The organism is Ruegeria sp. BH6 (assembly GCF_056538105.1).
Genome location: NZ_JBQFSR010000005.1, coordinates 187,971 through 201,097, shown reverse-complemented (window position 1 = coordinate 201,097; position 13,127 = coordinate 187,971). Strand labels below are relative to the sequence as shown.

11 protein-coding genes are annotated in these 13,127 nt (G+C 59.9%); 7 read left to right on the top strand and 4 right to left on the bottom strand.

The features are described 5' to 3' along the window. Positions 1–162 precede the first annotated feature (162 nt). Complete coding sequence (locus tag ACR0B8_RS12930) at positions 163–1,731, top strand: 2-isopropylmalate synthase (RefSeq protein ID WP_170350561.1); 1,569 nt, start codon at positions 163–165, stop codon at positions 1,729–1,731. Positions 1,732–1,902: 171 nt separating this feature from the next. Here ACR0B8_RS12930 and ACR0B8_RS12925 read toward each other — a convergent pair whose 3' ends face one another. After that, positions 1,903–2,688: a 23S rRNA (adenine(2030)-N(6))-methyltransferase RlmJ gene (locus ACR0B8_RS12925; RefSeq protein WP_226689343.1), complete on the bottom strand. Its 786-nt coding sequence runs from the start codon at positions 2,686–2,688 to the stop codon at positions 1,903–1,905. A gap of 154 nt (positions 2,689–2,842) precedes the next feature. Here ACR0B8_RS12925 and ACR0B8_RS12920 point away from each other — a divergent pair, with 154 nt between their 5' ends. From ACR0B8_RS12920 to ACR0B8_RS12895, 6 genes are read left to right on the top strand one after another with little or no spacing between them, the layout of a single operon-like run. Continuing rightward, positions 2,843–3,889 (top strand): rod shape-determining protein, encoded by a 1,047-nt coding sequence (locus tag ACR0B8_RS12920; RefSeq protein ID WP_008756832.1) that lies wholly within the window; start codon positions 2,843–2,845, stop codon positions 3,887–3,889. Positions 3,890–3,945: 56 nt separating this feature from the next. Further along, positions 3,946–4,848 (top strand): rod shape-determining protein MreC, encoded by a 903-nt coding sequence (mreC, locus tag ACR0B8_RS12915; protein ID WP_170350563.1) that lies wholly within the window; start codon positions 3,946–3,948, stop codon positions 4,846–4,848. Further along, positions 4,841–5,377 carry a rod shape-determining protein MreD gene (locus ACR0B8_RS12910; RefSeq protein WP_226689342.1) on the top strand — a complete coding sequence of 179 codons (537 nt, stop codon included), beginning with the start codon at positions 4,841–4,843 and terminating at the stop codon, positions 5,375–5,377. The genes mreC and ACR0B8_RS12910 overlap by 8 nt, the downstream gene beginning before the upstream one ends. Next, on the top strand, positions 5,374–7,323 hold the full coding sequence (gene mrdA / locus ACR0B8_RS12905) for a penicillin-binding protein 2 (protein WP_226689341.1): 1,950 nt from the start codon (positions 5,374–5,376) through the stop codon (positions 7,321–7,323). Before ACR0B8_RS12910 ends, mrdA begins: the two co-directional genes overlap by 4 nt. Continuing rightward, on the top strand, positions 7,320–8,459 hold the full coding sequence (gene rodA / locus ACR0B8_RS12900) for a rod shape-determining protein RodA (protein WP_170350566.1): 1,140 nt from the start codon (positions 7,320–7,322) through the stop codon (positions 8,457–8,459). The genes mrdA and rodA overlap by 4 nt, the downstream gene beginning before the upstream one ends. Before the next feature lie 15 nt (positions 8,460–8,474). After that, positions 8,475–9,407 carry a 2-hydroxyacid dehydrogenase gene (locus ACR0B8_RS12895; protein WP_226689340.1) on the top strand — a complete coding sequence of 311 codons (933 nt, stop codon included), beginning with the start codon at positions 8,475–8,477 and terminating at the stop codon, positions 9,405–9,407. On the opposite strand, the gene ACR0B8_RS12890 is transcribed toward ACR0B8_RS12895, so the two are convergent. The 3 genes from ACR0B8_RS12890 to dut form a co-directional block, all read right to left on the bottom strand. Further along, complete coding sequence (locus ACR0B8_RS12890) at positions 9,404–11,419, bottom strand: M3 family metallopeptidase (RefSeq protein WP_226689339.1); 2,016 nt, start codon at positions 11,417–11,419, stop codon at positions 9,404–9,406. The two genes, ACR0B8_RS12895 and ACR0B8_RS12890, sit on opposite strands and share 4 nt — an antisense overlap. 198 nt (positions 11,420–11,617) lie before the next feature. Next, entirely contained in the window at positions 11,618–12,667 is a 1,050-nt protein-coding gene (locus tag ACR0B8_RS12885; protein WP_226689338.1) for a HesA/MoeB/ThiF family protein, read from the bottom strand. Beyond that, a complete protein-coding gene (gene dut, locus ACR0B8_RS12880; RefSeq protein ID WP_170397230.1) occupies positions 12,667–13,122 on the bottom strand; it encodes a dUTP diphosphatase in 456 nt (151 codons plus the stop codon). Before dut ends, ACR0B8_RS12885 begins: the two co-directional genes overlap by 1 nt. Positions 13,123–13,127: the final 5 nt, after the last annotated feature.

Below are 13,127 nucleotides of genomic sequence, written 5' to 3'. Positions count from 1 at the left end.
TCAACCGCGCAGATATCCCATTTGCCGACACCGCCCTGCGCGGTGCGTCTCTGCGTGGCCTACTGATCCTAATCCGCCTCTGAGCGTGCCATCCGGCGCGCCCGCTCAGAGGAGGACGCCCGCGCGCCATAGGCTTTAGGACAGAAGAAGAAAGAGAATCCCATGACCAACGTGACCGACCAAGACCGCGTCTTGATCTTTGACACCACTTTGCGCGACGGCGAGCAAAGCCCCGGCGCAACCATGACCCATGACGAAAAGCTGGAAATCGCAGAACTGCTGGATGAAATGGGCGTCGACATCATCGAGGCCGGTTTCCCCATCGCGTCAGAGGGCGACTTCAAGGCGGTATCCGAGATCGCCGAGCGATCCAAAAACAGCCGCATCTGCGGCTTGGCGCGTGCCAATTTCGCGGATATCGACCGCTGTTGGGAAGCCGTCAAGCACGCCGGAAAGAACCGAATTCACACGTTTATCGGCACCTCACCACTGCACCGCGCCATTCCTAACCTGACACAGGACGAAATGGCCGAGAAAATCCACGAGACTGTCAGCCACGCGCGCAACCTGTGTGAAAACGTGCAATGGTCGCCGATGGATGCAACGCGGACCGAGTGGGACTATCTGTGCCGCGTGATCGAGATTGCGATCAAGGCCGGCGCCACGACGATCAATATCCCAGACACTGTGGGCTATACGGCCCCGATGGAATCGGCTGACCTGATCAAGCGCCTGATCGAGACGGTGCCGGGTGCAGATGAGGTGGTATTTGCCACCCACTGCCACAACGATCTTGGCATGGCGACGGCGAACTCGCTTGCCGCTGTCGCGGGCGGGGCACGTCAGATTGAATGCACGATCAACGGCCTTGGCGAACGCGCTGGCAATACGGCGTTGGAAGAGGTCGTTATGGCGCTGCGCACCCGCAACGACATTATGCCGTGGAACACCGGCATTGATACGACCAAGATCATGCATATCTCGCGACGCGTTGCGACGGTGTCGGGCTTCAACGTGCAGTTCAACAAGGCCATCGTTGGCAAGAACGCCTTTGCCCATGAAAGCGGTATCCACCAGGATGGCATGCTGAAGAACCGCGAAAACTTTGAGATCATGCGCCCCGAAGATATCGGCCTCTCGGGCACGTCCTTGCCTTTGGGAAAACACTCGGGCCGTGCAGCGTTGCGCGACAAGCTGGAAACGCTGGGCTATGAGGTTGGTGACAATCAGCTCAAGGATATCTTCGTGCGGTTCAAGGATTTGGCTGACCGCAAGAAAGAGGTGTTTGACGACGATCTTATTGCACTGATGACGCTGGATGACGAAGACGATCATCTGCAATTGGTGTCGATGAAGGTGACCTGCGGCACTGGCGGACAGGCAGAATCGACGGTTGAGTTGGAAGTGGACGGCAAGGACATCATCGCAACCGAACACGGTGACGGTCCGGTGGATGCGACCTTCAAGGCTATCCGCGCGATCTTTCCGAACAAAGCCCATCTTCAGCTGTATCAAGTGCATGCAGTAACCGCGGGCACTGATGCCCAGGCCACAGTGTCGGTGCGTCTGGAAGAAGACGGCATGATCGCAACGGGCCAATCGGCCAACACGGATACAGTGGTGGCTTCAGCCAAAGCCTATCTTCACGCCTTGAACCGCCTGATAGTACGCCGTGAAAAAACCGGCCCCGGTGCCGACGCGCGCGAGATCAGCTACAAAGATCTGACCTAGAGACAAAGGTCAAAGGCTCCCGCATCCGCGGCGGCCCGGCTTCGCCTAACCTTCTTGGGTTTCGGGCCCGGCAGCGCGCCAAAGGCGCGCTGCCGGGCCCAACTCGGTTGGCTGCATCTTTGATGCGGGCAAACGAGGCGGGAGCATTCTGGAATTGACTGTAGACTGTGTTCAGAGCGCCTTGAACAACTTAGTCAACCGGGCGGCTTCGTTTTCCAGACCGAATGGTGCATTGACGATAAACATACCTGAACCGACCATGCGGTGCCCTTCTCGCACCGGATCAAACCGAACCTCGTGGCAAAACGCCTTGGGCAGTTTCTGCGCCTGCAGCGCCGAAACCATGGCCCGGTGACGGTCATCCGTTAGAAGCGGATACCACAGGGCAATCACGCCAACATTCCACTTGCGATGCAGTTTGGCGATGATGCCGGGCAGACGATCATATTCCGATTTCACCTCGTAGCTTGGGTCGATCAGCAACATCCCGCGCCGCGGCGTCGGCGGCAGCAGGGATTGCGCCAATTCGTACCCATCCTGCTGATACACTTTGGCTCCATAGGGTGACATCGCCATAGCCAAAGCCGCGTGTTCCTGCGGGTGTAGCTCCGCAAAGTGCAAACTGTCCTGATCCCGCAGCAAACTGGCCGCGATCATCGGAGAACCGGGATAGGTCACGCTCCCCTGTCGCTGCTGAACCGCCGCAATTGCCCGGCTCAGGGGATGATCCGCATCGAACCAGTCGGCCCTTTGGGCTCGCCCGATACCCGCCGCCGCCTCGCCCGTGCGCAGTGCCTCAACCGTATCCAGCTTATAAAGTCCCCGTCCAGAGTGGGTTTCAAGGTATGTCAGCGGCTTGTCTTTGCGGGTCAAATAATTCAGCACCCATGCCAATAATGCGTGCTTTTGCACATCAGCCAGATTCCCGGCGTGGTAAATGTGTTGATAAGAGAGCATATTGCCTTCTAAAGTCCCTCTCAATAAGGCGGAAAGGTGCTGATTGTCGCGGAATCAGCCCTTTAACCGGGCGTATTGGCACCCTATAAGTCATCCGTCCCGGAACCGTCGAGTCGCGGGCAGTAGAAAACCGACATACAGGATCAGGGGAATCATGGGGATCTTTGGCAATCTAGGCGGCCTGTTCACAGCGGACATGGCCATCGACCTTGGGACAGCGAACACGCTGGTTTATGTCAAAGGACGCGGCGTGATCCTGTCGGAACCGTCCGTTGTCGCCTACCACGTGAAAGACGGCGTGAAAAAAGTGCTGGCCGTGGGCGAGGACGCCAAGCTGATGCTGGGCCGGACGCCGGGTTCGATTGAAGCCATCCGCCCGATGCGTGAAGGCGTCATTGCCGATTTCGACACCGCCGAAGAGATGATCAAACATTTCATCCGCAAGGTGCATAAGCGCTCGACCTTTTCGAAACCCAAAATCATCGTCTGCGTTCCACACGGCGCAACTCCGGTTGAAAAGCGTGCGATCCGTCAGTCGGTTCTGTCCGCAGGTGCGCGTCGCGCCGGATTGATTGCGGAACCTATTGCTGCCGCGATCGGTGCTGGCATGCCAATTACTGACCCGACCGGCAACATGGTCGTTGATATCGGCGGCGGCACCACCGAGGTGGCTGTTCTGTCGCTGGGCGACATCGTCTATGCCCGTTCAGTCCGTGTGGGCGGAGACCGGATGGATGAAGCCATCATCTCGTATCTGCGCCGCCAGCAGAACCTGCTTGTGGGTGAATCGACCGCCGAGCGGATCAAGACCACCATTGGCACCGCCCGTATGCCCGATGACGGCCGCGGTCAGTCGATGCATATCCGTGGCCGCGACCTGCTGAACGGCGTGCCGAAGGAAATCGAAATCAGCCAGGCGCAAGTGGCCGAGGCATTGTCGGAGCCAGTTCAGGCGATCTGCGAAGCCGTCATGACCGCGCTGGAAACCACTCCGCCCGATCTGGCTGCGGACATCGTGGACCGAGGCGTCATGCTGACCGGAGGTGGCGCGCTGCTGGGCGATCTGGATCTGGCCCTGCGCGAACAAACCGGGCTGGCCGTGTCGATTGCAGATGAAAGCCTGAATTGTGTGGCTTTGGGCACCGGCAAGGCGTTGGAATATGAAAAACAGCTGCGCCACGCGATTGACTACGAAAGCTAAGGCGCGCACCCTTTAAGGGACAACACTCGGGCAAGAGCAGCACGGGAAGGTAACCTGTGGCAAAGGACCGATCACAGCGCGACGAATACACCACCCCCCTGCGCCGTCTGCTGTTGGGGATTGTGGTGCTGTGCCTGCTTGCCATCTTTCTGGTCTGGCGGATCGACAGCCCGCGCGTGGAACGGTTTCGCGCGCAGGTCGTGGACCGGGTGGTGCCCTCGATGGAGTGGGCAATGGTCCCGGTCACCGCCGTGGTCAACCTGGCCCGCGATTTCCAAAGTTACCAACGCCTGAGCGAACAGAACCAGGAGCTGCGCAGCGAGCTGCGCCTGATGCGCGCCTGGAAAGAAGCAGCACTTCAGCTTGAACAGGAAAACGCCCGGCTGTTGGATTTGAACAACGTGCGTCTCGATCCCCGTCTGACCTATATCACCGGGGTCGTGATGGCCGATAGCGGGTCACCCTTCCGGCAGTCGGTTCTGCTGAATGTGGGGGAGCGCGACGGTATCACCGATGGCTGGGCCACAATGGATGGGATTGGTGTGGTCGGGCGCATTTCCGGCGTGGGGCCGGACACGGCACGGGTGATCCTGATGACTGATGCCTCCAGCGCGATCCCTGCCACAATCCAGCCCTCTGGCCAGACCGCCCTGATCACCGGCGACAACACATCCGCACCGGCGGTCGAGTTTCTGGAGAACCGAGAGCTGGTCCGCCCCGGCGACCGGGTCGTAACCTCGGGCGATGGTGGCGTGTTTCCCGGCGGTTTGCTGATCGGTCAGATCACTGCTGATCCCGGCGGTCGCCTGCGGGTGCGCCTGTCAGCAGATTTTGAACGGCTCGAATTTCTGCGGGTGCTGCGCTATCAATCAGCGCCTCAGATCCGCGATACGGGTGATATCGTCGGTCCACGAAACCCCGAGGCCGCCCTGACCCCGTCCGAGGTCGGCGATGGATAACGCAACCTCACAGCTTTGGTCCAAGCGTGGGCTGTATCTTATACTGGCCGCCCTTGTGCTATTTCTGCACTTGCTGCCACTGGACACGAAACCAGACCGCTGGCCATTTCCCGACTTTTTGATCGCACTGACTTTTGCCTGGGTATTGCGGCGGCCCGAATTTGTACCGACCCTGCTGATCGCCTTCGTCATGCTGATGGCTGATCTGTTGTTACAACGCCCGCCCGGCTTGTTGGCCGCGCTCGTAGTGTTGGGCTCGGCTTATCTGCGCTCGGCTGCATTTGGAATGCGGGATTCAGGTTTTGTTAGCGAATGGTCCACCGTTGCGGTGGCGATCACGGTAGTTTTCATGCTGAACCGTGTCATTCTTGCTATTGTTTCTGTACAACAAGCGGCATTGGGGCCTGTAGTGATACAAGTGGTTCTGACAATTGCGGTTTATCCATTGATCGTTCTGCTTAGCCAGAACGCGCTTGGCGTGCGGCGCGCAACCGTGGCCAATACCAATGCCGTAGGGGCACGGGGATGAAACAGCGCAAACCCAAAGCCCCGGGCCTTGCCTATAAACGTCTGCCTCGTCGAGCATTGCTTTTGGGTGGGTTACAGGCCGCCTTCATAGGCGGGCTCGCCGCCCGGATGCGCTATATGCAGGTGGATCAGGCCGATGAATACCGCCTGCTGGCCGAGGAAAACCGGATCAATATCCGCCTGATCCCGCCAACCCGTGGACGGATTTACGACCGGAACGGCGAGATCATCGGCCAGAACTCGCCCTCATACCGTATCGTCATGGTGCGCGAAGATGCCGGTGACGTCGACCAGGTTATCGCCAAGCTTTCAGAACTGATCCCCCTGACGGCAGATGAGATTGAACGCGCCAAGACCGAAATGCGCCGCTCGGCCCCGTTCCTGCCGGTCACGCTGGCCGATCAGGTCACGTGGGAGGATATCTCGAAGGTTGCCGTCAACGCACCCGCCCTGCCCGGTGTGATCCCCGAAGTGGGACAGACAAGGCAGTACCCGCGCTATGAGGATTTTGCCCATGTGGTCGGCTATGTCGGCCCGGTCAGCGATTATGACCTGAGCCAGATCGAAGACCCTGAGCCGGTCCTACGAATTCCGCGGTTCCAGATCGGCAAGGTCGGGCTAGAGGCCAAGCAAGAGATTGCCCTGCGCGGCAAAGCCGGGGCGAAACGGGTCGAGGTCAACGCCACCGGCCGCGTGATGCGCGAACTGGACCGGCAAGAAGGTGAGACCGGGGCCGACTTGCAGCTTTCTGTCGATGCGGATCTGCAGCAATACGCGCAGGCACGTCTGGCCGGGGAAAGCGCCGCCGCCGTGGTGATCGATTGCGAGACCGGCGATATCCGTGCCATCAGCTCGGCCCCCAGCTTTGATCCGAACCTGTTCGTGCGCGGTATCTCCGTCGGCGACTACCGGACACTGACACAGGACAATTACCGCCCGCTGGCCAACAAGACGGTTCAGGGCACCTATCCGCCGGGCTCGACCTTCAAGATGATCACCGCCATGGCCGCGCTTGAGGCCGGGGTGATCGGGCCATCGAACACAGTCTACTGCCCCGGTCACCTGAAGGTGGGCAGCCGCCGCTTTCACTGCTGGAAACGCGGTGGGCATGGGACCGTTGATCTCAATCTATCGCTGAAACGCAGCTGCGATGTCTATTACTATGACGTAGCTCTGCGCACCGGCATCGACAATATATCAGAGATGGCCCGCATCTTCGGACTGGGCGTCAAGCACGATATCCCGATGTCGGCCGTAGCTGCCGGACTGGCCCCGAACCAAGAATGGAAAGAACGTGTTCACGGTGAAAGCTGGTTGGTTGGTGACACCGCGAACGCGTCTATTGGTCAGGGCTTCATGCTGGCCTCCCCCCTGCAACTTGCCGTGATGACAGCGCGAATTGCGACAGGGCGTGCGGTCAAGCCGCGTTTGGTGCGGTCCGTGAACGGGATTGAGCAGCCTTCCGGCGCTGGTGAGCCGCTGGCCGTCAATCCGAACAATCTGGAACGGATCCGCAAGGCCATGTTCTCGGTTTCGAATGAACGAGGCGGCACCGCCTATCGCAGCCGTATCATCGCGGATGACCTGCGCATGGCGGGTAAAACCGGCACCAGCCAAGTGCGCAACATCACCAAGGCGGAGCGCGCAGCCGGTGTGATCCGCAACGAAGACCTGCCATGGGAACGCCGCGACCACGCGCTGTTCGTCAGCTTTGCACCCTATGACAATCCGAAATTCGCCGTGGCCGTGGTCGTGGAACATGGCGGCGGCGGGTCAAAGGCAGCGGCCCCGGTCGCGCGGGACATCATGTTGCAGGCGCTGTACAACGGCACACCGCCGCTTGAGGCTTATCCAGCTGGCGATCGCGACCGCATCAAGGAACAACAAAAACGGCTTGAGGGCGACCGCCGCCCCAAAGCGCGTCCGACCGAGAAGGACCGCGCATGAGCTATCTTGAATATGCCGTCAAATCCACGCCGTCGGGGTTTCGCAAATTCCTGTATATGAACTGGCCACTGACCCTGTTGCTGATCAGCACGGCGAGTGCCGGGTTCCTGATGCTGTATTCGGTTGCGGGCGGATCGTGGATGCCTTGGGCGGAACCGCAGATGGAACGCTTTGGGTTGGGTCTGACGGCCATGTTCATCATCGCGCTGGTGCCGATCTGGTTCTGGCGAAACATGTCTGTTGTGGCCTATCTCGGGTCCATCGTTTTGCTTGTTTTCGTTGAACTTTTTGGCACTATTGGCATGGGCGCGCAGCGTTGGATCGACCTGGGTTTCATGCGGCTGCAACCGTCTGAGGTTATGAAAGTTGCGCTGGTCATGGTGTTGGCCGCCTATTACGACTGGCTGCCATCTCATAAAACGTCACGCCCGCTTTGGGTGCTGATCCCCGTGGCGTTGATCCTGATCCCCACGTTCATGGTTCTGAAACAGCCCGATCTGGGCACCTCGATCCTGCTGTTGGCGGCTGGTGGCGGGCTGATGTTTTTGGCTGGAGTCCACTGGGCCTATTTCGCCGCCGTCATCGCCGCTGTAGTCGGCCTGATTGCCACCGTGTTCAACAGCCGCGGGACCGAGTGGCAGTTGCTCAAGGATTATCAGTTCCGACGGATCGACACGTTTCTGGACCCGTCTACCGATCCGCTGGGCGCAGGGTATCACATCACCCAGTCCAAGATCGCTTTGGGATCGGGGGGATGGAACGGGCGCGGGTTCATGCAGGGTACGCAGTCGCGTCTGAATTTTTTGCCCGAAAAACACACCGACTTCATCTTTACCACGCTTGCCGAAGAGTTCGGCTTTGTCGGTGGCATCACCCTACTGACCCTGTATGGCCTGATCCTGGTGTTCTGCCTAATCACCGCGCTCTCGACAAAAGATCGATTCTCATCACTGGTGACGCTGGGCATTGCGCTGAACTTCTTTTTGTTCTTTGCTGTCAACATGTCGATGGTGATGGGCCTTGCCCCGGTGGTGGGAGTGCCGTTGCCGATGGTCAGCTATGGCGGTTCCGCCATGCTGGTTCTGATGGCCGCCTTCGGCATCGTCCAAAGCGCCCATATCCACCGCCCCCGCTGATCCGAAAGGCCCCTTATGCCCGTGAACGTCCTGTTTTCCGCGCGCCCAGCGCAATGGCCGATCTATAAGCCTCTATTGACCAAAGGCCTGACCGAGGCCGGGGTAGACTTTCACCTGGCAACCGAGTTTGAGCCGGATCAAGTCGACTATATTGTCTATGCCCCAAGCGGTGGGTTACTGGATTTCACCCCATACACCCGGCTGAAGGCCGTGCTTAGCCTGTGGGCCGGGGTAGAAAAAATCGCGGGGAATGCGACCCTGACCGTGCCGCTGGCGCGGATGGTGGATCATGGCCTGACGCAGGGCATGACCGAATGGGTGGTGGGCCACGTGCTGCGCCATCACCTCGGCATGGATCGGCACATCACCGTGCAGGATGGTGTCTGGACCCCTGCACCGCCCCCGCTGGCAACCGGACGTCAGGTCTGCGTTCTTGGCCTTGGCGCGTTGGGCGAGGCCGCGGCGCGTGCGCTGGCGGCGCTGAATTTCGATGTCACCGGCTGGAGCCGCACAGCCAAGGATATCCCCGGTATCACCTGCCTGCATGGTCCCGACGGGCTGCGTACAGCCTTGTCGCGGGCCGAGATCGTGGTTCTGTTGCTGCCCGACACACCCGCCACCGTAAATATATTGAACGCCGACACTCTGGCCCTGCTGCCAAAGGGCGCTTGCATTATCAATCCCGGTCGGGGCCCGTTGATCGACGACGATGCCTTGCTGGCGGCACTGAATACGGGTCAGGTCGGTCACGCGACGCTGGACGTGTTTCGGGTTGAGCCCCTGCCTGCAGATCACCCCTACTGGGCACATCCGAACGCGACGGTGACACCGCATATCGCCTCGGAAACCAGGCCCGAAACGGCAGCGCAAGTGATCTGCGAGAACATCCGCAGAGGTGAGGAAGGCAAACCCTTCCTGCACCTCGTTGATCGGTCTCTGGGGTACTAGGCCGCGATCAGGCCGCGCCCTTTTAGCAAGGCCTCAACCCCCGGCAACCGACCCCGAAAGGCGAGGTACAGCTCTTCGGCCTCGCGTGAGCCGCCTGTGGACAGGATGTTTTCTTCCAACGCTTTAGCGCGTTCCGGGTCAAAGGCCCCTCCGGCCTCTTCAAACGCGGCAAAGGCATCGGCGTCCATGACCTCGGACCACATATAGCTGTAATAGCCCGCGCTATAGCCATCGCCCGCAAAGACATGCGCGAAATGCGGGGTGGCGTGGCGCATCCCAATGGCTTGCGGCATGCCGATCTGGGACAAAACCTCAGCCTGTTTCGCCATCGGATCAGCCGGGGCATCGCCATCGTGGAACGCCAGATCGACCAGCGCCGAGGCGACATATTCCACCGTCTGAAACCCCTGATCGAAATTGGCGGCCTTGAGCACTTTTTCCAGCATCTCCTGTGGCATCGCTTCGCCGGTTTCGGCGTGGGTGGCAAATTCGGCCAGAACCTCGGGCACTTCCAGCCAGTGTTCATATAGCTGGCTGGGCAACTCTACAAAGTCCCGCGCCACGCTGGTGCCCGAAATGCTTTCATAGGTCACATCGGACAGCATCTGATGCAGCGCGTGACCGAACTCGTGGAATAGAGTCCGGGCATCGTCGTAAGACAACAACGCAGGATCGCCCTTGGCAAAGTTGCAGACGTTGATCACGACCGGCGCCTGCACTTTGGGGAACTTGGCCTGCGACCGCATCGCACTGCACCATGCCCCTGACCGTTTAGACCCCCGTGCGAAGTAGTCGCCTATGAATACGGCTATATGTTGCCCGTTGCGCGTGACTTCCCACGCCCGGCAATCAGCGTGATAAAGCGGCACGTCCAGTGGCGTAAACTCCAACCCGAACAGCCGGTTTGCGCAGGCAAAGGCAGCCTCGATCATCCGATCCAACTGCAGGTAAGGCTTCAACGCGGCCTCATCCAGATCATGCTCGGCCTTGCGGCGTTTCTCGGCATAATAGCGCCAGTCCCACGCTTCCAGCGGGCCGTTGACGCCGTCCTCCTGCATCATCTGCGTCAGGATTTCAGCATCGGCATCGGCGCGTGACTTGGCGGGACCCCAAACTTGCATCAGCAGGTCGCGCACCTTGTCAGGCGTGCGGGCCATTTCAGTTTCCAGCTTGAAACCGGCGAAGCTGTCATAGCCCAGCAGCTTGGCGCGTTCTTCGCGCAGTTGCAGGATTTCAGCTGAGATATTGCGATTGTCGGTCTCACCGCCATTAGCACCACGCGCCGCCCAGGCCCGATAGGCCTTTTCCCGCAGGTCGCGCCTGGGCGAGAATTGCAAGAACGGCACAATCAGCGAGCGCGACAGGGTGACCACCGGACCCTTTACTCCCTTTTCCTGCCCCGCAGCGCGGGCGGTATCCACCACGAATGCAGGCAACCCCTCAAGATCGTTTTTGGAAAGCTCCATGTACCAATCACGTTCGTCGGCCAGAAGGTTTTGCGTGAAAGACGTTCCCAACGAGGCCAGCCGTGCCTTGATGTCCTGCATCCGGGCGTCCTTTTCGCCCTCAAGCGCCGCACCCGCACGGACAAAACCGCGATGGGTCAGCATTAGAACGCGGGCCTGTTCATCCGTCAGGTTCAGATCCTCCTTGCGAGACCACAGATCGGCCAGCCGTTGAAAAAGAACCTTATTCGAAGAAATACCCGAGAAATGCGCCGCAAGTTTGGGCGAGAAGTCTCGTTGCAGTTCCTCTCGTGCCGGGTTGCTGTCTGCCCCTGCGACCGTAAAAAAGACCGACAACACCTTGTCCATCTGCTCTCCAGCAGCTTCCAGCGCTTCGACCGTATTGGCAAAGGTGGGCGCATCGGGGTTGTCGGCAATCGCGTCGATCTCGGCGTTATGCGCCTGCATGGCCTGCTCGAGCGCGGGGGCGAAATCGTCGTCTGAGATTGCGTTGAACGGAGCGATTTCAAACGGCGTGGTCCAGTTGGACAGGATCGGGTTGGTCATGCAAATCTCCTTTGCTGGTCAAGCTAGGGAGGCGGGCTGGAATGGTCCAGAGGTGGCGTATCAAATTCCGCGACAATCCAGTTTCGCGCGCCAGAAGCAGGGTGCGGTTTCAGGGGCTCCCGCCCCCGCAGCGCGCATCAAAGATGCGCCTTGGCGGCGTTGGGCCGGACCGCGCGCTGACGCGCGCGGCGGTTGCATCTAGTTTTTGGAACCTGCGCAAATGGGGCAATCTTCCCGACGTGATAAGGTGATTTTGCGACTTTCACCAAATAGCGCGTCGTAGATCAACATCTCACCGCGCAGAGCTTGCCCAGCCCCGGTGATTACCTTGATCGCCTCAACCGCCATCATCGAGCCTAACACGCCGGGCAACGGGCCAATCACACCAGCCTCGGCGCAGGAGGGGGCCAGACCGGGGGCCGGAGCCTGGGGGAAGATACATTGATAGCAGGGCGCACCATTGGCCGGGTCGAAGACGCTGAGCTGGCCTTCCCATTGTGACAGCGCGCCCGAGATCAGCGGCTTGCCCAGCGCGACAGCAGTGCGGTTTGCCAGATAGCGGGTGTCAAAGTTATCGGTGCCATCAAGGATCAGGTCAAAATCGGCAAACAGTTCAGTGGCGATTTCATCCGTCAGGCGTCGGTGATATGGCAGGACGATCACATTGGGGTTCTGCGCCAGCATCGCCTGTTGGGCCGAAAAGACCTTGGGCATGCCGATATCTGCGTCGCGATGGATAACCTGCCGTTGCAGATTGGCGTTTTCAACCTCGTCATCATCAATCACGCCGATAGTCCCCACCCCGGCGGCAGCCAGATATTGCAACGCAGGTGCTCCAAGACCGCCAGCACCGATGACCAGAACCCGCGCCTGTTTCATCTTTTTCTGTCCCGGCCCGCCCAGCTCACGCAGGACGATATGGCGGGCATAGCGCTCAAGTTCGGTCTCAGAAAACTGGTCAGATGGCATTGCGGGCTCCTTGGCTGAGGCTGGCGCGGCACGGTTTCGCAACGCTTTCAGAACACGTCCGTAAACCAGTACCAGCAGCACCGTACCCGCCAGTATCAGCCACATCGCCGCAGAACCGCCGGTCGCCTGACGCAACGGATGCCCATCAGACAGCAGCAATTGAGCCGTAATCACACCCAGAAGCAGCACGGCCACCGAAGTCGTGCGGGCCGTTCTCGATACACCAGCCAGATAACCGATGCCCCACAGACCAGCCGCTAAAATCCCGACCAGAAGCATCAGCCGCGCCCGGTCGAGCCGAAACCACCCGCCCCGCGCGCCGTGTCGCTGAGCATATCAACCGCTTCGAACGCGGCTTGCACGACCGGGGCTACGACCAGTTGCGCGATGCGTTCGCCATGGGTGATCTCGAACGCCTCTTGACCTGCGTTCAGGACGATCACACCCAATGGACCGCGATAGTCGCTGTCGATCGTACCGGGCGTATTGGGCAGGGTGATCCCGTGTTTCAGAGCCAGACCCGAGCGGGGGCGCACCTGAACTTCGAACCCCTGCGGAATTTCGATCCTTAGACCAGTGGGCACCAGGGCGCGTTGGCCCGGTTCTAGCGTGATTGACGCACCGTCGGGCAGGTTTGCCCGCACATCTGCACCAGCCGCCCCCGCAGTTTCATAAGACGGCAAGGGTACTGAGGGGTCAGCGCCCTGTTCGCGGATCACACGAATTGCAACCATCACTG